This window comes from Bacillus safensis (assembly GCF_039619585.1).
Classification (GTDB): Bacteria; Bacillota; Bacilli; order Bacillales; family Bacillaceae; genus Bacillus; species Bacillus safensis.
Window position 1 is genome coordinate 1,614,831 of the sequence record NZ_CP154909.1, and the last position, 26,346, is coordinate 1,641,176.

Here is a 26,346-nt window from a genome sequence, read left to right on the forward strand (position 1 = left end):
AAGGAGGAGACATAAGTGGCTACTGCAGCACCTATTTACCGGAACAATTACTTAAACTGTTCTCAATTAACGATTGCAGCCATGCTTCTTAGAAAAGGGATTGAAATTGATAGGATTTGGAGGCAGGCAGGCCTTGTTTATAGACCCCAAGACAAAGGGTTTGTTTTGATCGGTTCCTTTAAACATTTTCGTGAGGATATTCTTCATCATAATGGCATTCATTTAGAAGAAATTTTTTACACGGAAGAGGAATTAGACCTCTATATCAATCGTGTGTTTAAACAGCATCCAAGCGGAGGGACTGTGTCTGTTTCCCTAGATATATTTGAATTACCGTACTGTCCATTTTACGAAAGAGAACATGGGTATCACACATTGGAAGTACTTGAGGTGAATGATGATCATGCAGTGGTCAGTGATCATGCATACTCCTATCATGGCACATTGAGTAAAGACCATTTGATGAAAGCTGCGCGCTCTGTATATGAACATACACCTCGAACCGAAAATCGTTATAAGTGGATTAAACATGTGGAACTTCAGAAAGAACCGGATGTGCTGGTGATATTAAAAGAGCATGCGGCCATATTAGAAGGAGCACCGCCGCATTTTGATTTGCCTGGAGCAGTCACAGGGCTGGGCGCTATTTCAGTCATTCAAAGGGATTATATTGATAGTATCAAAGACAATGAAACTGGAAATTTATTAGACAATGTTTACTTTGAAGGACTAAAGGATGTGGCTAATTCCAGAAAACATATGGTGACATTCCTATCTTCTTATGAAAATGAGCTTTTACATCCCCTTATTCAAGCGTTTGAAGATGCTTATCAAAGCTGGACAGTACTCGCCAATTTTACGGCTAGAGTAGGCCTCAGTAAAAATCCTCGCAGTATGATAGAAAGAACGGCGAATCGGTTTCAAAAAACATTAGAAGTGGAGACCAGCCTGCTCACAGAACTAAAAGAGGTGATTCAAAATGAAGACTTATCAAACTCTTTCTCTTCATGATTATGTCAATAACAGAGGCATCACATATCAAAATGAATATGAAAAAGGCCAATTAACAATTGGCGGAGCTTCTTTGCCGGCTGAGTTAATTATGAACGTGCAAGATCCTTTTATCGAAGGGATTCCATTTCAGTTCATATATCAAGATCAAGGAGACAATATTGAATTAGAGGGACAGTCTCTTCATTTTCCGCCACTTGAAGCAGAAGCGCTTCATGTCGTTGGCTGTTCATCCAATGGCAATCTTTACGAAGAGATTTCATTATTACGAGAGGGGAACGTTGTCTGTGAGACTCGGCTTTCATTAACGGATGTGATTGAACGTGAACCTGCATTTCATGATCGAGCGGCATATGCATTTGATTATATTCATACGGTATCCGGCATTAATCATCATATGACATCAAACCTATGGCTTGATTCGCTCACCTTCTCGAAAAAAGTAGTTTTTGATGAAATTCGCTTTCAAGATAATCCATTTATGCATATTTTTGCAATGACGATTCAGCAGTCAAATCATTAATGGAAGGGAGCCATGTCTATGTGCGGCATTGCAGGTTATTGTCATTTTAACCAAGCACCACTAGATCCTCACATCTTACTGAAGATGAAAAACGCACTTGCTGTGCGTGGACCTGATGATAGTGGTGTATATCAAGATGACTCAGTTGGTTTGGTTCATACGCGGCTTTCCATTATTGATATTCAATCTGGACCGCAGCCAATAACAAATGAAGATGATTCTATCTGTGTGATTCTAAATGGTGAGATTTATAATTTCAAAGATTTAAGAGAGAAATTATGGAATAAAGGCCATTTGTTTCGTACGCAGACAGATACAGAAGTACTTGTTCATGGTTATGAAGAATACGGAATTTCCTTTGTTGAGCAATTAAACGGAATGTTTGCAGCTGCGATATGGGATAAAAAGAAGAAAGCACTTTATTTGTTTAGAGACCGGTCTGGGATCAAACCGCTGTATGTTTCAGAATGCCGGGGAGGGCTTATTTTTGGATCGGAAATGAAGGCTCTTTTTCAGCATCCTGACATAAAAACTGCTATTGAGCCGGAGGCTGTTCTTAGTTATTTATCCTTCCGTTATTCGATCGGAGAGCAGACTTTTTTTCAAGGAATTCAAAAATTACCCCCAGGTGTTATCTTGAGAATAGATGAAACAGGCATAACAAAAGAGGCCTACTGGCAATATCCGCTTCCGGCTGATGGGATCGATCGGGGAGAACGTTATTATCAAAAGGAATTGTTTGAATTAATTCAAGATAGTGTGCAAAAACAGATGATGTCTGATGTGCCTGTGGGAGCTTTTTTGAGCGGGGGAGTGGATTCGACTTCGATTGTCGCTTTGATGTCCAAATACAAAAACGAGAATATTCATTGTTTTTCGACCAGCTTTGAAGAAGAAGGCTTTTCTGAAGAAAGTTATGCCAAACTCGCGGCAGATCAATACAATGTCAAGCTTCACTCACATCGAATGAGTGAAGAAGAGTACTTTCAATTACTGCCTGAAGTTGTGAAGCGAAGAGATCATCCTCTTTCTATTCCTCATGAAGTCGCTTTTTACCATATGTCACGGGAAGCAAAAAAGTACGTGACAGTTGTTTTATGTGGTGAAGGAGCGGATGAATTGTTTGCAGGTTATGGACGTGTCTTTAGGAGTCCAGCAGATTGGAGGAAAATTTTATGGCTTCAAAAAAACCGAAAACTGTCCTCCATCCTTTCTAAGGTATTATTTGAACCATCCTTTCAGCACGAGGTGCATCAAATGATCCACCTTGAAGGTGAGATGGATCATTACAAAAAAAGGTATGCATGGTTTACTGCTGGCGAAAAAGAGCTGCTTTTAAGGCGTCACGCTGATTCAATTGATCCTCCTGACTCTCACATGAACCAGTTTATTGCCCATTGTTTTCAAAAGATGGAGGGGGAGTCGTATGAAAATAAACTGCTCTATTTATTTCAGCAGATTCATTTACCCAATCTGTTAGACCGGCTGGATATGATGACGATGTCACATGGACTAGAAGCGCGTGTTCCATTTCTTGATCATCGCATCATCCAATTTGTCAATGACATGCCCTTTAAATATAAGCTTCCTTATAAAGGACTGCCTAGCAGGCTGCAAGCCTTTTTTCAGTCGAGTCTCAAAACAAGTGAGGTACAAGACATTCCGAAATATATGTTAAAAAAGACAATGGAGCAAACGGTGGATAAGCGTATATTATATAGAAGAAAAATGGGTTTTCCGGTTCCTGTGTATCATTGGATGAGCAAAAGGATGAAAGAAATCGAAGAGAAGCTTCTTGACCAACAAAGCTTTGCAACAGAACTGTTTCAAAGAAAGCCGCTAGAGCAATTTTTACGAAATCATTCGAATCAGAAAAACAAAAATGGAGCGGATCAAAAAGTCTGGATGCTTTACAACTTGGAATTATGGCATGATCACTACATGAAAGAGGCGCGGCTTCCTCTCCAAACTAGTCATTAAAGAGATCCGGTCTATTCCTCTTGCCTGCTGCATATATGATACGGAAGGGAAGTGATGCGATTTTGAGGCTGAGTGAACTGTCGGGAAAAGAGATTGTCGATATTAAAAGAGCGGAGCGGCTTGGCGTGCTTGGACAAACCGACCTTGAAATCAATGAACAGGACGGTCAAATCACAGCACTCATTATACCTTCCGTGAAGTGGTTTGGCTTTCGAAAACAAGGAAATGACATCCGCGTCCCGTGGAATCACATTCAAAAAATAGGATCAGATATGATCATTCTCGATGTGCCTGAAGAACTTCAGCTGCACGGAGAAAAAGAGCACCCGCAATAATGGGTGCTCTTTTTCTTTTCTCTCTCTGATTTGTTCACAGGCTGAATCCTCTCCTCATATGCTGAAAGGGAGATTCAGAAAATATTACAGACTTTTTTAAATAAAGAAGGTGAACGGTCAGTATGTTGAGCGGTTTAACGGTTGCGGTGATCGGGGGAGATGCAAGGCAGCTTGAAATTATTCGCAAGTTGTCACAGCAGCATGCCAAAGTATTTTTGGTTGGATTTGACCAGCTGGATCATGGATTTATCGGTGCTGAAAAGCTGAAAATGTCTGAACTTCCATTCGAACAAGTAGACAGTATGATCCTGCCAGTATCTGGGACAACGGATGAAGGCGCTGTTGCTACAGTTTTTTCAAACGAGCAGGTCTTGCTGGAAGCTAAATATTTAGAAAGAACCCCTGCCCATTGTACCTTGTACTCAGGTATTTCAAATACGTACTTAGACAATCTGGCAAAGCAGGTGAACCGGAAGCTTGTGAAGCTGTTTGAGCGAGATGATATTGCCATATATAACTCTATTCCAACAGTTGAAGGAATTATCATGATGGCCATTCAGCAAACGGACTATACGATTCACGGGTCTCATGTCGCAGTCCTCGGACTTGGAAGAACAGGACTCACCATTGCCCGCACATTTCGGGCACTAGGGGCAGACGTAAAAGTAGGGGCGGCAGACACAGCACATTTAGCGCGGGCCTTTGAGATGGGACTTCATCCATTTTCAATGGACCAGTTAAAAGAGGAAGTAACGGATGTTGATATTATCATCAATACCATTCCAAGTCTTGTATTAGATTCATCTGTCATTGTCAGCATGACACCAAAGACACTCATTTTGGATATCGCCTCACGCCCAGGCGGAACAGACTTTGACTTTGCACAAAAGCACGGAGTGAAGGCACTTCTTGCACCAGGACTCCCGGGGATTGTTGCACCAAAAACAGCAGGACAAATCATTGCAAAAGTGCTTTCCGGGCTTTTATGTGAACTTGCGGAGGAAAAAAGGGGGATGGAATCATGACAACATTAAAAGGGAAAAGAATCGGCTTTGGTTTAACAGGTTCCCACTGTACGTATGAAGCTGTTTTTCCGCAAATCGAAGCGCTTGTAAAAGAAGGGGCAGAGGTGCGTCCAGTGGTGTCGTACACGGTGCAGAGCACGAATACGAGATTTGGAGATGGAGCCGAGTGGATCGAACGGATTGAGAAGCTGACTGGATTTCAAGCGATTGACTCAATCGTGAAAGCAGAGCCGCTCGGGCCTAAGCTGCCGCTTGATTGTATGGTCATTGCTCCTTTAACTGGAAACTCGATGGCGAAATTTGCAAATGCCATGACAGACAGTCCTGTTTTAATGGCTGCTAAAGCAACCATACGGAATCATCGACCTGTCGTTTTAGGAATCTCAACAAATGATGCGTTAGGTTTAAATGGTACAAATCTGATGAGGCTCATGTCGACAAAGAATATTTTCTTTATTCCGTTTGGTCAGGATGATCCATTCAAAAAACCGACCTCTATGGTCGCGAACATGGATCTGCTATCTCAAACAGTAGAAGAGGCACTCCAGCATAGACAAATTCAGCCAATTTTAATTGGACCAAACGAATAATAGATTCACTAGAAAATCATGAAAGATTCAAAAAAGATGCTTCAAGCCTTGCTTTTCTATGGTAAAATAAAATGTAAAAAGTCATAGGATGGCCATCCGAAAGAAAAGAATCATGGATGGGTCGGAAGGAGTTTTACTGATGGGAAGAGGATTGCATGTAGCTGTAGTTGGAGCGACTGGAGCTGTCGGTCAACAAATGTTAAAAACACTAGCTGACAGAGATTTTGAAATGGATACACTTACTCTACTATCCTCAAAACGTTCTGCTGGAACAAAAGTGACATTCAGAGGTCAAGAGTACACTGTTCAGGAAGCAACACCTGAAAGCTTTGAAGGAGTGAACATTGCATTATTCAGTGCTGGAGGAAATGTTTCAAAAGCGCTGGCTCCTGAAGCAGTCAAACGAGGTGCGATTGTTGTTGACAACACAAGTGCTTTTCGTATGGACGAAAACATCCCTCTTGTCGTACCAGAGGTAAACGAAAAAGATTTGCATGATCATCAAGGGATCATTGCAAACCCTAACTGTTCAACGATTCAAATGGTAGCGGCATTAGAACCGCTTCGTCAGGCATATGGAATGAAAAAAGTCATTGTCTCTACGTATCAAGCAGTATCAGGTGCGGGACATGAAGCCATTGACGAACTATACAGCCAATCACAAGCCATTTTAAATAAAGAGAATGTAACACCAGAGGTCATGCCTTATCAAATTGCATTTAATGCGATTCCGCAAATTGATAAATTCCAAGACAACGGTTATACATTCGAAGAAATGAAAATGATCAACGAAACGAAAAAAATCATGCATATGCCTGAGCTGGAAGTAGCGGCAACATGCGTAAGGCTTCCAATTGAAACAGGTCATTCAGAATCTGTCTACGTCGAACTAGAATCAAATGATGCAACAGTGGAAGACCTCAAATCAATTCTAAAAGATGCACCAGGAATTACGCTGCAAGATGATCCGTCTCAGCAAATTTATCCAATGCCAGCAGATGCTGTTGGGAAAAACGACGTATTTGTCGGCCGCATTCGGAAAGATTTGGACCGTCCAAACGGGTTCCATATGTGGATTGTATCTGATAACCTGCTTAAAGGCGCTGCATGGAACTCTGTTCAAATTGCAGAAAGCTTAAAAGCATTAAAATTAGTTTAACATTCAATGGATGATGAGGACGAACAGAAGAGAGTTAGGCATCTTTCGCCTGCTCTCTTCTGTTACGTCAGAATGAACTTGGAGTGAAAACAGTGAAAATAATTGTCCAAAAATTTGGCGGTACATCTGTCAAAGATGATCAAGGTAGAAAAAGGGCACTTGCACATATCTTATCTGCAAAAGAGAAAGGCTATAAGTCGGTTGTTGTCGTTTCTGCAATGGGACGAAAAGGCGATCCCTATGCGACAGATACGCTGCTCGGTCTGCTTTACGGCAGCGCGCAGCATATGACAAACAGAGAAAAAGACTTGCTTGTTTCCTGCGGAGAGAATATCTCAGCTGTTGTGTTTTCAAGTATGCTGAATGAAAACGGTCTAAAGGCTGTAGCGATGACTGGAGCTCAGGCGGGCTTTGTGACTGATAAGGAGCATACAAGTGCGAAAATTATTGACATGAAGTGCGAACGTCTGGAAGCAGCACTGTCTGAACATGATGTTGTCGTTGTCGCTGGGTTCCAGGGAGCGGCGAAAAATGGAGACGTGACAACAATCGGACGAGGTGGCAGTGATACGTCCGCAGCAGCTTTAGGCGCTGCATTGCAGGCAGACTTTATTGATATTTTTACAGATGTAGAAGGCGTTATGACAGCAGATCCCCGCATTGTTGAAAATGCAAAACCGCTGAGAGTCGTGACATATACGGAAATTTGCAACCTCGCATATCAAGGGGCAAAAGTCATTCACCCGCGAGCTGTTGAAATTGCGATGCAGGCAAAAGTACCAATGAGGGTCCGTTCAACATACTCTGATGATGAGGGCACGCTCGTTACATCACACTACTCAGATAAAATGAGCCATGATGTGTATGACCGCCTCATTACGGGTATTGCACATGTCAATGATGTGACACAAATCAAAGTCCCTGCAAAAGAAGGTCAGTACAGCGTACAAACAGAGGTCTTCAAAGCAATGGCAAACGCACAAATCAGTGTCGACTTCTTCAATATCACACCGAGTGAAATTGTGTATACAGTGACAGGTGCAATGACTGAAAAGGCAACGTCGATCCTAAAAGATCTTGGTTATACACCAATTGTGACAACAAATTGTGCGAAAGTATCAGCTGTTGGCGCAGGCATTATGGGTGTACCAGGTGTCACATCTAAAATTGTAACGGCTCTATCCGAGCAAAACATTCCGATTTTACAATCGGCTGACAGTCATACGACCATTTGGGTGTTAGTGAACGAAGAAAACATGAGAGCGGCTGTCAATGCCCTGCATGAAGTGTTTGAACTTTCAAGATAAATGTGATTGAATCATGATGAGGTGAAAAAAATGAATTTCGGAAATATCGCAACAGCTATGATTACACCTTTTGATAAAAAGGGCAACATCGATTTCCAAAAGCTATCAATTCTCATTGATTACTTGTTAAAAAACGGCAGTGACTCCTTAGTCGTTGCAGGGACAACAGGCGAATCGCCAACTTTATCGAATGAAGAAAAAGTCGCTCTTTTTCAGCAATCGGTCAAATTAGCAAATGGTCGTTGTAAAATCATTGCAGGAACAGGCAGTAATAATACAAATGCGTCTATCAAACTAACGAAAAAAGCAGAAGAAGCGGGCGTTGATGCAGTGATGCTTGTCGTACCTTATTACAACAAGCCATCACAGGAAGGCATGTATGCACACTTTAAAGCCATTGCCGAGTCTACATCTCTTCCTGTCATGCTTTACAATGTACCAGGAAGAACGGCTGCGTCATTAGCACCAGAAACAACGATTAAGCTTGCGCAAATACCTAACATTGTTGCCATCAAAGAAGCAAGCGGCGATCTTGATGCCATGACAAAAATCATTGCAGAGACGCCAGAAGATTTCGACGTATATTCAGGGGACGACAGTTTAACACTTCCGGCTGTATCTGTTGGTGCAAAAGGAGTTGTCTCGGTTGCGTCTCATATCGTAGGGCTGGATATGCAGCAAATGCTGAAAAGCTATGCTTCAGGCCAGACAGCGAATGCAGCATTGATCCATCAAAAGCTGCTTCCAATCATGAAACAGCTTTTCTCAGCGCCAAATCCAACACCTGTCAAAACAGCCCTTCAGCTGAAAGGACTAGATGTCGGATCTGTTCGTCTTCCGCTTTTGCCTTTGTCAGAAGAAGAGAGACTGGATTTAAGCAGCGTTTTAAACAGCTGATCAAAACAAAAGATTTCGTAAGCGGTCATTCTCAGATGTCCCTGAGTATGACCGTTTTTTATACATAAACACTTTCTTAAAATGTGACTTCATCTTGTTTTCTAAAATTAGATTCAGTTATAATAGCATTAAGCGATGATGGACGGGCTTGAGACTAGGAGGATAAGAATTTTGAAAAAGAAAAATACAGAGAACGTAAGAATTATTGCACTCGGAGGCGTTGGAGAAATCGGAAAAAACCTATATGTCATTGAGATTGATTCGGACATATATGTAGTAGATGCAGGTTTAATGCATCCAGAAAATGAAATGCTGGGCATTGACGTCGTCATTCCTGATATCTCTTATTTAACAGAGCGTGCTGATCGGGTGAAAGCAATTTTTCTTACCCACGGACATGATGAAGCAATCGGAGGCGTATTCCATTGCTTGAGCAAATTGTCTGTACCAGTCTACGGAACGAAGCTGACCCTTGCGTTACTTCGAGAAAAATTAAAGCAGTATGGCTTCAATCAAAAAGCTGATTTGCGTGAGGTACATGCAAAATCAGTTATTACTTTTGAAACAACAAAAGTATCGTTCTTTAGAACGAATCACAGCATTCCTGATTCAGTTGGGATCAGCTTCAAAACCTCTCTTGGTTCAATCGTATGCACAGGTGATTTTAAATTTGATCAAACCCCAGCGCTTAACCAAGCCTGTGACATCGGAGAGATTGCGAAAATTGGAAACAACGGCGTTTTAGCACTACTTTCAGACAGTGCAAATGCGGAAAAACCAGGCTATACACCTTCTGAGGCGCTCGTCCAAGACGAAATCTCAAATGCGATGTACAATGCTGAAAATCGTGTGATTGTTGCTGTGTCTTCATCTAATATTAACCGCGTGCAGCAAATCATTAATGCAACAAATCAAAATGGCCGTAAGCTTGCCGTTGCAGGGAAAAATATGATGACAACCCTTCAGCTGGCGATCAAGCTGGGTTATGTTACAGCAGACGAAGAATTATTTGTACCCGTTCAAGAAGTGAAGAAAATGGCGAAAAACGACGTGGTCATCCTGACCGCTGGAAGCCACGGAGAGCCGCTTGCTGCTTTAACAAAAATGGCGAAGCAAAATCACAAACAGCTTCATATTGAAAAAGATGATACAGTTGTGATTGCATCTACACCTCTTCCTGGACAAGAACTCACATACTCTAAAACAGTGGATTTCCTTACAAGGAGCGGAGCACAAGTCATTTTTGCGCAAAAACGTGTACATGTATCTGGACATGGGTGCCAAGAAGAGTTAAAGCTGATGCTGAACTTACTAAAACCGAAGTATTTAATTCCGGTGAATGGCGAATATCGTATGCAAAAAGCACATTCTCGTATTGCTGAAGAAGTAGGTATGAAACGAAGTGACATTTTCTTGATTGATAAAGGAGATGTTGTTGAGTTTAGAGGACAGAACGTCAAAATCGGTGAAAAAGTTCACCAAGGAAACATTTTGATCGATGGTCTTGGCGTTGGTGATATCGGAAACATCGTGTTACGCGATAGACGTCTATTGTCTCAAGACGGTATCTTGATTGTTGTCATTACGCTCGATAAACAAAAGAAACAATTAATTTCTGGACCTGAAATCATCACAAGAGGATTTGTCTATGTAAGAGAATCCGAAGAGCTGATTGTGAAAGCAACAGAAATGGTCAAAGAGATTGTCAAAGAGCAAACGGAAAACTCAATTGTTGAATGGTCAACATTGAAACAATCCATGCGCGATGTGCTAAATCAATTCCTATATGAAAAAACAAAACGTAAGCCGATGATCATTCCAATTATTATGGAAGTGTGATGATAAAGCCCAAGGAGCATAAGCTCTTTGGGCTTTTTAGATGTGGCATGAGGAATGCGGATGGAATATGCCCTATTTGTTCATAATAGGAGAAGAGTTTGAGGAAAGGATGGAGACAAATGGACGAAAAGAATGAACAGCAGCCTGAGCGAAAGCCAGAAGAAAAAGACAGCATTATGAGCAAAATACAGCAGCTTGGTGAAACAGCCGTTCCGCAGCTGCCACAAGATACAAATATCCATTGCCTCACCATTATTGGACAAATTGAAGGCCACATGCAGCTTCCACCGCAAAATAAAACAACCAAATACGAACATGTCATTCCACAAATCGTAGCTGTTGAACAAAACCCGAAAATAGAAGGTCTTCTGATCATCTTAAATACAGTAGGAGGAGATGTTGAAGCGGGACTCGCGATTGCAGAAATGCTTGCTTCTTTATCGAAACCAACTGTCTCGATTGTGCTTGGCGGCGGTCACTCGATAGGTGTCCCGATTGCTGTATCATGTGACTATTCGTATATTGCAGAAACAGCCACAATGACCATTCATCCTGTGCGATTAACAGGTCTTGTGATTGGCGTTCCGCAAACCTTTGAATACTTAGATAAAATGCAGGAAAGAGTCATTAACTTTGTTACAAGCCACTCCAACATTACAGAAGAGAAGTTTAAAGAGCTCATGTTCTCAAAAGGCAATTTGACGAGAGACATCGGAACAAATGTCGTTGGTCATGAGGCAGCAGAATACGGACTCATGAATGAAGTGGGCGGCGTAGGACAAGCGATTAAAAAGTTGAACGAACTTATCGGAGACAGGGCATCTCAAAACGAGGGGCTGATCCAATGATTTTATATACGCCTATGCCATATGAAGCCATTTACGCTGAGGAACAGGGAGAACGCAAGCTCCAGCAGGTAAACATTCAAGGTGTGCCAGTGATGGTTGAAATGAAAGAAGATGAAGCAGAAATCGTTCAAGTCATGAGCACCAATCCAATGGATTTTCTCAATCAAGAGCTTGCACCAGGCAAGCGATTGAAGTTACATTTAGGCACCAATCAAACCGACTCATATGAATGATTCTATGCTATAATAAAGGGAAAACTTACAACAAGATGCAGCCAAAACCAGGCTGCTTTCTTTCTGATCTTTCGGTAGGTTATATTTTCTTTCGTAGTAAGGTGATGAGTATGGCTAAAAAGAGAAAACGGAAAACGAGAAAAAAACAAAATAAACAGCTAAAACTGAAATATGAATTAAATGGGTTAGTCTGTATTGCCATAGCGATCATTGCCATTTTACAGCTGGGCGTTGTTGGACAAACCTTTGTACATCTATTCCGATTTTTTGCAGGTGAATGGTTCATTCTCTGCCTTATCGGATTATTTCTTTTTGGTGTGACGATTTTCTGGAAAAAACAAATCCCAGATATTTTAACAAGAAGAAAAGCAGGTCTCTACTGCATCATTGCGAGTATCTTGCTTTTGTCACATGTGAAGCTCTTTCAGCATCTTTCATCTGCTGGTGTCATTGGCTCTCAAAGTGTGATTAGAAATACATTTGAGCTCTTCTTGATGGATATGAAAGGTGAAACAGGATCGCCTGATTTAGGGGGCGGCATGATTGGCGCCGTATTGTTTGCTGCTTCTTATTTCTTATTTGCACAAGCAGGCTCGCAAATCATGGCGATTGTTCTGATGCTGATTGGAATTGTCCTGATTACAAACCGATCCCTTCAGGAAATGGTGAAAAAAGTGACGATTCCTCTATCACAATTTATGGTGAAGCAGTGGAAAGCGTTTGTTGAAGATATGAAAGGAATCAGGCAGGCGAAAAAGAGCGCGTCCTCTCAGAAAACAGGTGAAAAGAAAAAACGTTCACGCATTCAAGAAGAAGAAGACGATGATGATCTGATCTTGATCGAAGAGGAAACCTCGTCTTCTGATAATAGCCAGCCGATTATTTCAAGCTTTGCAGACAGAGATGACATTCTCACCCCGACGGATCAAAAAAAGCAGGCGGCAAAAGAGACAGCGCCTCTTCAGGACTCTGTGCAAAGTGCACCAGTTCAATCAGATACAGCCGATGAACCAAAAGAGGCACCGCCGATGACATTTACAGAACTTGAAAACAAAGATTACGAATTGCCGTCACTTGATATTTTGGCAGAGCCCCAGCATTCAGGTCAGCAAACAGATAAGAAAAATATTTATGAAAATGCAAGAAAGCTTGAAAAAACATTTCAAAGCTTTGGTGTGAAAGCAAAAGTCACACAGGTTCATTTAGGGCCAGCTGTGACCAAATATGAAGTATATCCAGATGTCGGTGTGAAGGTCAGCAAAATCGTCAATCTAAGTGATGATTTAGCCCTCGCGCTCGCAGCAAAGGACATTCGAATTGAGGCGCCGATTCCTGGCAAATCAGCCATCGGCATCGAAGTTCCGAATGCAGAAATTGCTATGGTTTCATTAAAAGAGGTATTAGAATCGAAGCAAAATGACCGTCCAAATGCCAAGCTCCTCATTGGACTAGGCCGCAATATTTCGGGTGAAGCCGTGCTTGCTGAAATGAACAAAATGCCGCATTTGCTTGTAGCAGGTTCGACTGGAAGCGGAAAAAGTGTGTGTATCAATGGTATTATCACAAGCATTCTCATGAGAGCGAAGCCTCATGAAGTGAAAATGATGATGATTGATCCGAAAATGGTTGAATTAAATGTGTATAACGGTATTCCGCACCTTTTGGCTCCTGTCGTAACAGACCCTAAGAAAGCCTCGCAGGCCCTTAAAAAAGTAGTCAGCGAAATGGAACGCCGCTATGAATTGTTTTCGCATACGGGGACAAGAAATATTGAAGGATACAATGATTACATTAAACGGATGAATCAAACAGAAGATGCTAAACAGCCAGAGCTTCCTTATATTGTTGTCATAGTAGACGAGCTTGCAGATTTAATGATGGTCGCTTCCTCTGATGTGGAAGATTCCATTACAAGACTTTCTCAAATGGCTCGTGCTGCGGGAATTCATTTGATTATCGCCACCCAAAGACCTTCTGTCGATGTCATTACAGGTGTCATTAAAGCCAACATCCCGTCCCGCATTGCCTTTAGCGTATCCTCTCAAACCGATTCAAGGACGATCCTTGATATGGGAGGTGCAGAAAAGCTGCTGGGCAGAGGGGACATGCTGTTTTTACCTGTTGGTGCAAACAAGCCGGTTCGTGTGCAAGGCGCCTTTTTATCAGATGAAGAAGTGGAGCATGTTGTGGATCACGTGATCACACAGCAAAAAGCTCAATACCAAGAGGAAATGATTCCGAGCGAAGAAACGCAGGATCAGCTTGCGGCTGTGGAAGATGATCTGTATGATGAAGCAGTTGAATTGATTATCGGCATGCAGACGGCTTCTGTTTCTATGCTGCAAAGAAGATTCCGTATCGGTTATACCCGGGCGGCACGTCTCATTGACGCAATGGAAGAGCGGGGCGTGGTAGGCCCATATGAAGGAAGTAAACCGAGAGAAGTTCTTCTCTCAAAAGAACAATATGACGAGCTCTCTTCATAATTGAAGAGAGCTTTCCTGAAAAATAGTAAACGATAGTATGATTATGTTAACTGGATGTCAGACTATTTATTTATTTGCAAAAACATGATATAGTTATGTTCAACTTATCTCGGAATAGAGATTTCTCATCTTATCATTTGCATTGATTAGACGGAGGGAAAACATGTCGACCAAAACAGACAATCGCCATTTATATTTGAAAGTGATTGACCGTATTAAAGAAGATATTCAAACAGGTGTATATGCCGAAAAAGAAAAGCTGCCTTCTGAGTTTGAGCTCTCAAAACTTTTAGGTGTGAGCAGAGCGACACTGCGTGAGGCCCTTCGTATATTAGAAGAAGAGAAGTATTTAATTAGAAGGCATGGGGTAGGGACTTTCGTCAATTCAAGACCACTTTTTTCGACAGGCATAGAACAGCTGACAAGTGTCACGAAAATGATTGAGCAGGTCAATATGACGCCTGGCACCATCTTTTTATCCTCGCAAGAAGGGGAGCCAACAGAGAATGATGTCATTCGTTTTCAGTGTGATAAATCTGATGGGATTTTTTCAATGGAACGCGTTCGAACGGCAGATGGGCAGCCAGTTGTTTATTGTTTAGATAAAATTCCGGTCAAACATCTTCCCGCTTCTTTTACACATGAAGAAGAGTCTCTTTTTGAGCTGTTTGGAAGAGAACCGCACAGCGGGATTAAATATGCAGTTGCTGACATTGAACCAATTGGCTACCACGATCAGGTCTCACCGATTCTAGATTGTGACCCTGAAACGGCGTTATTATTACTGAAACAAATGCACTATGATCAGGATGATCAGCCGGTCTTATACTCCCTCAATTATTTTCGAGCGGATAAATTCAGCTTTCATGTCATACGCAAACGATTTTAACAAGCAGTCGCTTCCATAGGCGTCTGCTTTTTGTTTGCCCATACATAATACTCGTCAAACTTGCCACACTAATACGTAACAGTATATAGAATTGGGTGAATGATGTTGGGCGAGAAAACAGTCAGTAAAAAGAATATCATTGCATTATCATCAGTCCCTCTAATCATGACACTAGGGAACTCGATGTTAATACCAGTATTGCCAGAGATAGAAAAGAAACTCTCGATTACTTCCTTTCAAGTCTCTCTCATTATTACGGTATATTCGGTTGTAGCCATCTTATGTATTCCAATCGCCGGTTACTTATCAGACCGGATTGGGCGGAAAAAGGTACTGCTGCCGTGTCTTTTAATCGCCGGACTTGGAGGAGCTGTGGCAGCAGTCGCCTCAACGATCATGAAAGAACCTTATATGTGGATTCTGTTTGGAAGGGTCCTTCAAGGTATTGGTTCAGCTGGAGCCGCACCTGTCGTTATGCCGTTTATTGGAGATTTGTTTCATGATGATGAAGAGGTCAGTGCAGGACTTGGCGCCATTGAAACCTCTAATACAGCAGGTAAGGTACTAAGCCCTATTATTGGGGCACTTCTTGCTTCATGGTTTTGGTTTGTGCCGTTTTGGTTCATCCCGTTCTTTTCGATCATCAGCTTTCTCATGGTACTGTTCATGGTAGAGTCGGCGAAAAAAGAGGAGGACCCGCCTACATTTAAAGAATTTTTAAAATCAACAAAGACCATTTTTAAGCATGAGGGACGCTGGCTTTATGCCATTTTTGCTATTGGCGGTTTTATTATGTTTCTTCTTTTTGGTGTGCTTTTTTACCTATCCGATAACCTAGAGGCGGCTTATCAAATAAAGGGCGTCAAGAAAGGGCTCTTGCTGAGTATTCCGCTCCTTTTTCTATCAATCAGTTCCTACATTGCTGGAAAAACGATTGGAAAAGAAAAAGGAAAAATGAGAATCTTTTTAATTGTAGGGATGGCTTTGTTATCACTTTCTTATATTTTTTTATGGTGGAATCACAGCTTTTACGTATTGTTTATCTGTTTAAGCATTGGCGGAGTGGGCATCGGTATTGTGCTGCCTGCACTTGATGCGCTGATTACAGAAGGAATTGAAAAAGAGCAGTGCGGTACCATTACGTCATTTTATAGCAGTATGCGTTTTATCGGTGTTGCTTTAGGACCTCCGATTTTTGCCTATCTAATGGATAAAGGGGACTCCATTGTTTTTATTCTCTCGACCATTTGCAGTCTCATCTCACTATTTTTGGTCCTCTTTTTCATCCAGCCAGATGAAGAGGATGAGAGTGAACAATTAAAAACGGTTTAAATATAGAAAAAAGATGGTATTTTGCCATCTTTTTTCTTTTTTATAAATTGACATGTAAAATTTTGATAGTTAAACTAATGTATAGTAATATCTTTTAAATTATCCCAAATTGGAGGTGTTCAAAAACATTCATTTTCTGTCTTTCTTTAGGCAGAAATTGAGCACGCGTGCTGATGATGGAGATATGCTTCTTTAACACGAAAGGACAATTGAATAGGTCATCCTGCCATTTGAAGGAGACGCAGTCAGCACTTCAGACACGCTCAAATACAGCAAATTGATTGAAGAAGTAGAAGGAGCTTGAAGCAGCTATGTTGCAAATAATTAAAGCAAGATGGATTGTATTAGTGGTGTGGATGATAACAGCTGTGATTCTGTTTATTACTGCGCCCGATTTAGAGGAATTAACAAGAGAAAAAGGGCAATTAAAGGTTCCGGAGGGGACACCAACAGCTGAGGCACTTCACCTATTGGATAAGCTGTCAGATAAGAACGGGAAGAAAGATACAGGTGTGCTTGTATTCTCCGAACAACATCTGTTCCCTGAGAAAGAGCAGGAATTAAAAAAGGCTTTAGCTGCACTCATGTCAAATGCCCCAGAACTCCACATTGACGGAATTACTTCGTATTTTCATGTAGATCCGGACATTCAAAAACAACTTTTATCAAAGGATAAAAGTACACTTCTTGTTCCATTCAAATTCGACCACTACGAAACAAAAGCTGTGAAGATTAAAGAACAAATTGAGGAAGTTTTAAAGCCCTATCATGTCTCATATGAAATAACGGGTCAAAAGTTTGTGGATTCAGATGTCATTCAAAGCTCTCAACAAGGTCTGAAGAAAACCGAACTTATCACGATGATTTTTATTTTCTTTATTTTAATTATTGTTTTCAGATCGATATTGGCACCTGTTGTTCCGCTCATTACGATAGGCATTTCTTACGCTGTCAGCCGGTGTATTGTGGCTTTTCTCGTAGAATATACACAATTTCCTCTATCTAATTTTACTCAGATTTTTATGGTAGCCATTATGTTCGGTATCGGAACGGATTATTGCATCCTGCTGTTAAGCCGTTTTAAAGAGGAGATCGGTCAAGGCCGTGATGTCAAAGAGTCGATTATCGTCACATATCAATGTGCAGGGAAAACGGTATTTTTCAGCGGCTTAGCCGTGTTAGTCGGCTTCTCAAGTATTGGATTTGCTAAATTCCAATTGTATCAATCAGCCGTTAGTGTTGCCGTTGGAGTGGGCATTCTTCTGATTGCCCTTGTCACCATCGTTCCCTTTTTTATGTCTGTTTTCGGAAAATCTCTTTTCTGGCCATCTAAAAGAGAAAACATTCGGCACCCGCAAAGTAAAATGTGGGAATGGGCTGGGCGTTTTTCATTTAAAAGGCCGCTCATCAGCTTAGGGTTAGTCGCTCTTATTACGGTACCTCCTATTCTGATGTACGACGGCACCCTGTCTTATAACAGTTTAAATGAAATTGGGAATAAGTATGAGTCGGTGTCTGCATTTAATACGATATCAGAGCAATTTGGCTTTGGTGAAGCGCTGCCGCTGAATGTGCTTGTCGAAAATGATGATAAGCTAGATAATCAAGAAAAGATTGTCATGATTGAAAAACTGACTCGTAAATTAAATGACATTGACGAAGTCAAAACAGTCCGCAGTGTCACGCGTCCTGTTGGGGACGGGCTGAGCCAGCTTTATGTCACCTCTCAAGCGAAAGAGCTGGGAGGAGAACTTGGCAAAGGCCATGAAGGAATCGGGAAAATTTCAGATGGCTTGACCGAAACAAATCTCGCTCTTCTCAAACAAAAACCAAAAATTGAAGAATCCGCTCAAGGCATTGACCAGCTGATTGATGGAACAAAAGCAATCAAAAGCGGTGTCGGAGAAGTCAGGGAATCCCTAATCTCTTTAGAAGATGGGGTGAGACGCAGTAAGGAAGGCGTCGGCACCATTCGAAGTAAAATCAAAAAAGCGAAAAAAGAATTAGAGCAAGAATATCGCAGCAGCGAAACGATGATTCAAGAGTTAGAGCGTGTGGTGAATACACTTGAACGCCATGCGAAATCAAATCAGCAGCTGATGACAACCATTAAGAAAGTAAAAGCATCCTATGAAAATCTATCATTTGAAGCACTAGAAAATCGTCTTCCAGAAGTAAAAGACATGGATGAATATAAAGAAATCAAGAAAGTATTCAAAGAAACAAAAGGAATGCTTGATCAAGCAGGGGATCAAATGAGTGTATATGAAGAGGAAGCCGCTCACTTTAAGCAAAAGATCAAGCAGGCAGATCAAGTGATTCAAACCTTATCAAGCAAGCAAAAAGAAGTAAGACGCCAAGTGCAAGCGCTCATGGACGGGCTTGATCAAATTTATGACGGCCTTGACCAAACAAATGAGGGCCAAAAACAATTGATTAAAGAAATGCCTAAAATCGAAGATGGTGCAGATCAGCTGACAGAAGGCCAAAAAGCCATCAAAAAAGGATTTAGCCAGCTTTCATCGAAACTTACGTTATTAACAGATGGATTAGATGAAAGTATTGAAGGGCTTGAGCAGGTCAAAAGCGGCTTCACCGAGGCTGACGGCTACTTAAAGCAGCTTCAGCAAGCGCCAGATGAAGAAGTAACGGGCTGGTTTATTCCAGAAGAAGTGCTGAAACGCCAAGAATTTAAGCAAATCTTTCATACGTATATGTCTCCAGATCGTAAATTAACGACTTTTGAAGTCATCTTAAATGTGAATCCATACAGCAATGAAGCGATGAAAGGTGTCGCGAAAATTGAGGAAACCCTTGATCAATATTTACCTGTAAGTGGACTCAAAAATGCCAAATACGGGGTATCTGGTATCTCAAGCTTAAATGTGGACTTAAAAGAAACGTCTGACGGTGACTTTATTCGAACTGTTATCTTCATGTTAATTGGTATTTTTATTATTTTAATTATTTTATTACGGTCAATCGTCATGCCGATATACTTAACACTTTCACTGATTTTAACGTATTTTACATCAATCGGTTTAACAGAATGGATCTTTAAAACATTTTTTGGCTACGATGGTGTCAGCTGGGCTGTCCCATTTTTCAGCTTTGTCATTCTTGTGACGCTCGGGATCGATTATTCCATCTTCCTCATGGATCGTTTTAATGAATGGAAGGGAGAGCATGTACAAGCATCGATGATATCAGCGATGAGAAATATGGGTTCTGTCATTATTTCTGCAGTGGCCATTTTAGCAGGTACGTTCGCTGCTATGCTGCCATCAGGAGTATTATCGCTTGTTGAAATTGCAACGGTCGTACTCATTGGACTTTTATTATATGCTTTTGTTGTATTGCCCCTCTTTATTCCGGTCATGGTTCGTATTTTTGGTAAATGGAATTGGTGGCCGTTTAGAATGAAATAACGACTGGCGTCTCTGCTATGAGCAGAGGCGTTTTTATTTCCTATCCTTTCCTCTGATTGATATAATGTCTATTAAATGGCTGTTTCACGTATATATCAGCCATGTTCTAATACATAATAAATAGGATGAACAAAGGAGGTTTCTCATGACGTACTTACAAGAGAAGACACTGGACACACCCGGTCTTCATACTCATATTGTCAAAACAGAAAAATTCAAAACCGTGACAATTCTTTTTAAAATGCTTGCACCGCTATCCAAAGATGACGTCACCATGCGTTCTCTTTTCCCGCATGTGCTGTTAAGAGGAACAGAAAAGATGCCCAAAACAGGAGCACTGCGTGCCTATTTTGATGAGCTCTATGGAGCAACCGTTTCGGCAGACATGGCAAAAAAAGGTGAGAATCACATCATTACCTTCCGCCTAGAAATGGCGAATGAAAAATATTTAAAGGATCAAACTCCTTTACTAGAAAAAGGGATTTCCTTACTATCCGACCTATTATTCCACCCGTATGTTGAAGATGGGGTGTTTAGTCAATTATATGTGGATCAAGAAAAACGCACTTTAAAACAGCGAATTCAGGCAGTTTATGATGACAAAATGCGTTATTCGAACTTAAGACTCGTGCAGGAAATGTGTAAAGGAGAACCATATGCACTGCACGTCAATGGTGAAATGGAAGACATTGACGCCATCACAGCTCACTCGCTCTTTGAAGCTTATGAGCATGCGCTTCAATCAAACCAGCTTGATCTTTATGTTGTCGGAGATGTTGACGAAGAAGACATCAGCCGAATGGTCTCCCAGTACTTTAAAACAAGTGAAAGAGAACCAGTCAAAAAGCAGACTGAATCAGCAAGAGCTCAAAATGGACCAAAAGAAGTCATTGATGAAGAGGACGTAAAACAAGGCAAGCTGAATATCGGCTTTCGCACACATACAACGATTGCAGATAAAGATTATCCGGCACTGCATTTGTTTAATGGCATATTCGGCGGTTTCTCGCATTCTAAGCTTTTCATTAATGTTCGGGAAAAAGCAAGTCTTGCTTACTACGCTGTGTCTAGACTTGAGAGCTTTAAAGGCTTGATGATGGTGATGTCAGGAATTGAAGTCGGCAACTACCAGCAGGCAGTGGACATCATCAAAGAACAATTTGAAGCGATGCAAAAAGGTGATTTTTCAGATGAAGCAATTGATCAAACAAAAGCAGTCGTCAAAAACCAGCTGCTTGAAACGATCGATACGTCTTATGGAACAGCAGAATATTTGTATCAGCATGCCGTTGTGCCAACTGGGGAAACCCTTGATTCCTTTTTAGAAGCATTAGACCGAGTGACAAAAGAGGACATCATCAAAGTGGGTCAGAAAATCGAATGGGATACGACCTATTTTCTTAAAGGAACGGAGGGTGCTTCATGACAGTGAAAACAATTCAATTCGATCAGCTGCAAGAAACGGTCTATCACGAAAAAATGGAAAGCGGACTTGACGTCTATGTGCTGCCAAAGCAAGGGTTTAACAAAACCTATGCGACCTTTACAACAAAATATGGCTCTGTCGATAACGAATTTGTGCCGCTTGGAAAAGAAGACATGATTCGAGTGCCTGACGGAATTGCCCATTTCTTAGAGCATAAGCTGTTTGAAAAAGAAGATGGAGACGTGTTTCATACTTTTAGTAAACAAGGAGCATCCGCAAACGCTTTTACAACGTTTACAAGAACGGCTTATTTGTTCTCAAGCACTTCAAATGTCGAACAAAACCTTGAGACACTCATTGATTTTGTTCAAGAGCCTTATTTTACTGAAAAAACAGTCGAAAAAGAAAAGGGCATCATTGGTCAAGAGATTAACATGTATGATGACAATCCGGACTGGCGTTTATTCTTTGGTCTGATTGAAAATTTATATCAAGAGCATCCTGTGAGAATAGATATTGCTGGAACAGTAGAGAGCATTGCCCCTATTACAAAAGATCATTTATATGAATGCTATGAAACGTTCTATCACCCGAGCAATATGCTTCTATTCGTTGTCGGTCCGGTTGATCCGAAGCAAATTTTAGATCAAGTCAGAGCGAATCAGGCGAAAAAGCCATTTACAGACCAGCCGGAGATCAAACGAAAAGACATCAATGAGCCTGAAGGTGTATACCGGAAAGAATACGAACTTCCAATGAACGTACAAGGCTCTAAATGTATGTTCGGTTTGAAAACAAAGAATCCGCATAAAAAAGGAAATCAGCTGCTAAAGCATGAGCTTGGGATGAATCTCATTTTAGAGACGCTGTTTGGCAAAAGCTCCTTACAATATGAACAGATGTATGAAAAGGGCTTAATTGATGAAACATTCAGCTACGATTATACCGAAGAAGGCGGTTTTGGCTTCACTTCAGTTGGCGGGGATACAAATGATCCTGATCAACTCGCAAAGGTATTAAAAGAAACCCTTCTTCAAGCAAAAAGCCTCATGACAGAAGAGAAAATTGAGCTTGCACGCAAGAAAAAAATCGGCAGCTTTTTAAAAGCCATGAATTCTCCAGAATATATCGCGAACCAATTTACTCGATATGCATTCTTAGACATGAGCTTATTTGATGTCGTCACAATGCTGGAACAAATTCAATTAGCTGATATTCAGCAAATTTTAGATGAAGAAATTGATGAAGAACGGATGTCTGTTTTCAAAGTCGTCCCAAAAACAAAATAAATTTAAAAAGACAAACTCATATCGGCAGAGTTTGTCTTTTTTATGTTCATTGAAAAAGCCGCTTTATTTACGAGGATATTCATTGACATTTGTTTTGGATATTAGTTAAACTCTTTAATAGTTAAACACTTAAACTAAAAAGGAGCAGCGTATGGAACAAAATAAAATTGCCCAGCTCATCCAGAGGTATGCAGATGTCTATCTCTGGATGGAGAAAAAAGTCTCGAGTATGATCACTGAAAAGCTTGATAAAGAGCTGACACTTGATCAATATTACTCGCTTCGATACATCAATTTACATCCAGGGTGTACATCTACGGACCTTGCTTATGTATGTAATGTAAACAAAAGTGCTGTAACATCCATGACCAACCGTCTTTTTACGAAAAACTATATTTTTCGTGAACATGATCAAGCTGACAGAAGGAATGTTCACCTGTACGTCACGCCAGAGGGCAAAGAAGTGGTCAGCCGAATGGAAAAGCAGCTTCAAGACCTAGTTCGGTCTTATTTTGAAAAGCTTGAAGAAAAAGAAATGGAATCATTTATTCAAACATATGAAAAGATCTATCAAGTGATCATCGAAGAGGAGGCACAAAGTTCTAATGAGAGCAATCATAAAGGGTAGATGGCTGATCACGATCCTGTGGGTCGTATTAGCGGCAGTGTTACTCATCACCGCTCCTAATATGGCGCAATTAACAAAAGAAAAGGGGCAAATTTCTGTACCAGACGGCTATCCGTCCTCATATGCCAATCAGTTATTAAAGAAAATGTCTGAAAACGGCGATACAGAAAAATCAATCGTCATTGTCTTTCAAGAAAAGAACATTGTGAAAGAAAGAGAAACATCTTTAAAAAAGGCAATGGATATTTTAGAAAAGGATCAAGATCTCCACATAGAGGACATTACTTCTTACTTTGAAGCCAATAAAGATATCAAAAAACAAATGCTCTCTAAAGATCAAACGACACTCCTTGTTCCAGTTACATATGACTCAAACAAAATCAAAGCGTCCGATTTTAAAGAAAGAGTCAATGAAAAGCTGAAAAGCTTAAATCTGAAATTTGAAATGACAGGGCAGCCGTTAATTGATGATGATGTTATTACAAGTTCGCAGGAAGGCCTGAAGAAAACAGAATTCATTACGATTGGGTTTATTCTCGTTGTCCTTATTCTTGTCTTTAGGTCAGCTGTGGCGCCTTTCGTTCCGTTAGTCGCAGTGGCACTGTCTTACTTGGTGAGTCAATCAATCGTAGCTTATTTAGTGAAATATGTAGACTTTCCGCTCTCGACCTTTACTCAGATCTTTATGGTCGCGATCATGTTTGGAATTGGAACGGACTACTGCATACTGCTTCTCAGCCGCTTTAAGGAAGAGATCGCACACGGTAAAGATAAAATTGAGGCGATTCTGATTACGTATAAAACAGCAGGAAAGACCGTCTTATTCAGCGGAATTGCGGTTCTGATCGGTTTTACATGTATTGGCTTGGCACAATTCCAGCTTTATAAATCAGCAGTAGCAGTAGCAGTTGGGGTTGCTGTGCTCATTGTGGCTCTTCTCACGATTGTGCCGTTCTTTATGGCAGTTTTAGGAAAGGTGTTATTTTGGCCGATTAAAGGCGATATTGCCCACCCGCAGTCAAAAATGTGGGAAACAGCAGGCCGTTTTTCATTTAAGAAACCGCTTTTCAGTTTATTAATTGTAGGAATCATTACGCTTCCGCCAATTCTCATGTATAAAGGAACTCTTTCTTATAACAGCTTAGATGAAATTGGTAATAAATACGAATCAGTTAACGCATTCAATACTATTTCTGAAAAGTTTGGACCGGGTGAAGCACTCCCGGCAACAGTGGTCGTGAAATCATCTGATGTTTTAGACAATAATGAAGGGCTGATTGCCATTGAAAAACTCAGCCGTGCAATTGAACAAACAGATGGCGTCAGCAAAGTCAGAAGTGCCACCCGTCCTGTCGGTAAAGGGCTGAGTGATCTGTACGTAAAATCACAAGCCAAAGAACTGAACACAGGACTTGATAAAAGCAATGAAGGCTTGAAAAACATCCAAGATGCACTGACGACAATGAGTCAATCCATTGAGGATCAAACGCCGCAAATCAAATCATCAGGAAAAGGCATTAACAAATTGATTTCTGGTACAGAATCTGTGCAAACAGGGATTCAAAATGTTGAAAAATCCTTAAGAAAATTGCAAAACGGCATCGACCAAAATAAAAAAGGTGTAGCAGCCATTAAAGATGAAATCAAAGGTGCAAAAAAGGAATTAATGGCTCAAGTCGCACAAGTGAATCAGCAAGTTTCACTGTATAAAAGCATTTCCAAAGAATTAAAGGCAGCATTAGCGCAAGTGGATACGTCATCCTCTGCCGCAGCAGATGTAAAAGCGTTAATCAAACAAGCAAATACACAATTTAGTACCCTTGAAAAGCAAATCCCGCAGGTAAAAGAAAATCAATCGTATCAAGCGATTAAAGCTTCGTACAATGAACTTTCTGCGACTTTGCAAGAAGGGGCGAAACAGGCAGACAGCTATGCCAAACAAGCGAAAGAAGCTAGAAAGCAGCTTGAAGCAGTTGATGCCTTTATCGCAAAAGCTTCTGAGCAGCAAAAAGTCTTGACAAATCAAATCGATGAACTCATTGCTGGCTTAGATGCAGTTGAAAATGGACTGGATCAAACGTCTAAAGGTCAAGGACAATTAGCTGATAATATGCCAAAGCTTGCAAATGGAGCGGGCGACATCATGAATGGCCAAAAGCAAATGAAAGAAAAGATTGGCGGCTTTGGGGATAACCTGACCAAGCTGACAGACGGTCTGAACAAAAGTGTGAAAGGACTGGAGAAAATTTCAAGCGGCTTAATGGGTGCAGGTGACTACTTAGACGAACTGAAAAATGCACCAGATCAAGATATGGCCGGCTGGTTTATTCCAAAAGACGTCTTAAAAAATAAAGCATTCAAGCAAGTATTTGATTCATACATGTCAGATGATCGCAAGATGACAAAGCTTGATGTCATTTTAGAGAAAAATCCATATGGAAATGACGCTTTGTCGACGATTAAACAAGTGGAAGCTTCTGTTGAGCGGGCACTTCCTGAAACAAACCTAAAAGATGCGTCATTTGGCGTCTCAGGTGTATCAAGTATGAACGCTGATCTAAAACAGCTGTCAGACCAAGATTTCAATAAGACAGTTCTTTACATGATGATTGGTATTTTCCTTATTTTGGTGATTTTGTTCCGTTCGCTTGTCATGCCGCTTTACTTGGTAGGTTCACTCATATTGACTTACTTTACCGCAATCGGTGTAACTGAATTTATTTTCACCCATTTCTTCGGGTATCCAGGCATTAACTGGGCTGTGCCATTCTTTGGATTTGTCATACTAATGGCGCTCGGAGTCGATTATTCGATTTTCTTAATGGAGCGGTTCAATGAATATAAAACAAAAGACATTCAGTTTGCCATGACTGAATCAATGAAAAATATGGGATCTGTCATTATGTCTGCTGCTGTTATTTTGGCAGGAACATTTGCCGCCATGCTTCCATCCGGTGTGCTGTCTCTCTTGCAGATTGCAACACTTGTCCTCACAGGACTTTTACTGTACGCACTCGTTGTGCTACCATTATTCGTACCTGTGATGGTGAAATTGTTCGGATCAGCCAACTGGTTCCCATTTAAACGAAAAGAATAGGTATTCTATATAGAAAGAAGGAAT

At 40.9% G+C, this 26,346-nt stretch carries 20 protein-coding genes; all 20 read left to right on the forward strand.

Annotation, left to right across the window (positions count from 1 at the left end; all coding sequences use genetic code 11):
• Positions 1-15: 15 nt before the first annotated feature.
• A complete protein-coding gene (locus AAYR28_RS08215) occupies positions 16-1,011 on the forward strand; it encodes a hypothetical protein (RefSeq protein ID WP_034281875.1) in 996 nt (331 codons plus the stop codon).
• A complete protein-coding gene (locus AAYR28_RS08220) occupies positions 980-1,534 on the forward strand; it encodes a hypothetical protein (protein WP_034281877.1) in 555 nt (184 codons plus the stop codon). Before AAYR28_RS08215 ends, AAYR28_RS08220 begins: the two co-directional genes overlap by 32 nt.
• 12 nt (positions 1,535-1,546) lie before the next feature.
• Positions 1,547-3,514, forward strand: coding sequence for an asparagine synthase (glutamine-hydrolyzing) (gene asnB, locus AAYR28_RS08225; protein ID WP_120207001.1), 1,968 nt, complete (start codon positions 1,547-1,549; stop codon positions 3,512-3,514).
• 62 nt (positions 3,515-3,576) lie between these two features.
• A complete protein-coding gene (locus AAYR28_RS08230) occupies positions 3,577-3,849 on the forward strand; it encodes a YlmC/YmxH family sporulation protein (protein ID WP_034281978.1) in 273 nt (90 codons plus the stop codon).
• Between the two features lie 122 nt (positions 3,850-3,971).
• On the forward strand, positions 3,972-4,874 hold the full coding sequence (gene dpaA, locus AAYR28_RS08235) for a dipicolinic acid synthetase subunit A (protein WP_046311005.1): 903 nt from the start codon (positions 3,972-3,974) through the stop codon (positions 4,872-4,874).
• Positions 4,871-5,464, forward strand: a complete 594-nt coding sequence (gene dpaB, locus AAYR28_RS08240) for a dipicolinate synthase subunit B (protein WP_024427009.1) — start codon at positions 4,871-4,873, stop codon at positions 5,462-5,464. The genes dpaA and dpaB overlap by 4 nt, the downstream gene beginning before the upstream one ends.
• Before the next feature lie 139 nt (positions 5,465-5,603).
• Positions 5,604-6,623: an aspartate-semialdehyde dehydrogenase gene (gene asd, locus AAYR28_RS08245; RefSeq protein WP_120206999.1), complete on the forward strand. Its 1,020-nt coding sequence runs from the start codon at positions 5,604-5,606 to the stop codon at positions 6,621-6,623.
• Positions 6,624-6,715: 92 nt separating this feature from the next.
• Positions 6,716-7,930, forward strand: a complete 1,215-nt coding sequence (gene dapG, locus AAYR28_RS08250; protein WP_034281880.1) for an aspartate kinase — start codon at positions 6,716-6,718, stop codon at positions 7,928-7,930.
• A gap of 30 nt (positions 7,931-7,960) precedes the next feature.
• Positions 7,961-8,827 (forward strand): 4-hydroxy-tetrahydrodipicolinate synthase, encoded by an 867-nt coding sequence (gene dapA, locus AAYR28_RS08255; protein WP_024427012.1) that lies wholly within the window; start codon positions 7,961-7,963, stop codon positions 8,825-8,827.
• A 171-nt stretch (positions 8,828-8,998) separates the two neighbouring features.
• Positions 8,999-10,666: a ribonuclease J2 gene (gene rnjB / locus AAYR28_RS08260; protein ID WP_034281883.1), complete on the forward strand. Its 1,668-nt coding sequence runs from the start codon at positions 8,999-9,001 to the stop codon at positions 10,664-10,666.
• A 119-nt stretch (positions 10,667-10,785) separates the two neighbouring features.
• A complete protein-coding gene (locus AAYR28_RS08265; RefSeq protein ID WP_024424124.1) occupies positions 10,786-11,514 on the forward strand; it encodes a ClpP family protease in 729 nt (242 codons plus the stop codon).
• On the forward strand, positions 11,511-11,747 hold the full coding sequence (locus AAYR28_RS08270; RefSeq protein ID WP_008344712.1) for a YlzJ-like family protein: 237 nt from the start codon (positions 11,511-11,513) through the stop codon (positions 11,745-11,747). Before AAYR28_RS08265 ends, AAYR28_RS08270 begins: the two co-directional genes overlap by 4 nt.
• A 110-nt stretch (positions 11,748-11,857) precedes the next feature.
• Positions 11,858-14,233 (forward strand): FtsK/SpoIIIE family DNA translocase, encoded by a 2,376-nt coding sequence (locus AAYR28_RS08275; protein WP_065214368.1) that lies wholly within the window; start codon positions 11,858-11,860, stop codon positions 14,231-14,233.
• 163 nt (positions 14,234-14,396) lie between these two features.
• A complete protein-coding gene (locus tag AAYR28_RS08280) occupies positions 14,397-15,122 on the forward strand; it encodes a GntR family transcriptional regulator (protein ID WP_024424122.1) in 726 nt (241 codons plus the stop codon).
• 102 nt (positions 15,123-15,224) lie between these two features.
• Positions 15,225-16,454 carry an MFS transporter gene (locus AAYR28_RS08285; RefSeq protein ID WP_227001732.1) on the forward strand — a complete coding sequence of 410 codons (1,230 nt, stop codon included), beginning with the start codon at positions 15,225-15,227 and terminating at the stop codon, positions 16,452-16,454.
• Positions 16,455-16,765: 311 nt separating this feature from the next.
• Positions 16,766-19,882: an MMPL family transporter gene (locus AAYR28_RS08290; protein WP_120206997.1), complete on the forward strand. Its 3,117-nt coding sequence runs from the start codon at positions 16,766-16,768 to the stop codon at positions 19,880-19,882.
• Between the two features lie 145 nt (positions 19,883-20,027).
• Positions 20,028-21,308, forward strand: coding sequence for an EF-P 5-aminopentanol modification-associated protein YfmF (yfmF, locus tag AAYR28_RS08295; RefSeq protein ID WP_120206995.1), 1,281 nt, complete (start codon positions 20,028-20,030; stop codon positions 21,306-21,308).
• The gene (yfmH, locus tag AAYR28_RS08300; RefSeq protein WP_025092606.1) at positions 21,305-22,597 is read left to right on the forward strand and encodes an EF-P 5-aminopentanol modification-associated protein YfmH; all 1,293 of its coding nucleotides are present in this window, start codon (positions 21,305-21,307) and stop codon (positions 22,595-22,597) included. Before yfmF ends, yfmH begins: the two co-directional genes overlap by 4 nt.
• 151 nt (positions 22,598-22,748) lie before the next feature.
• Positions 22,749-23,225 carry a MarR family winged helix-turn-helix transcriptional regulator gene (locus AAYR28_RS08305; RefSeq protein WP_046311014.1) on the forward strand — a complete coding sequence of 159 codons (477 nt, stop codon included), beginning with the start codon at positions 22,749-22,751 and terminating at the stop codon, positions 23,223-23,225.
• Positions 23,203-26,322, forward strand: coding sequence for an MMPL family transporter (locus tag AAYR28_RS08310; protein WP_345808967.1), 3,120 nt, complete (start codon positions 23,203-23,205; stop codon positions 26,320-26,322). The genes AAYR28_RS08305 and AAYR28_RS08310 overlap by 23 nt, the downstream gene beginning before the upstream one ends.
• Positions 26,323-26,346 lie beyond the last annotated feature (24 nt).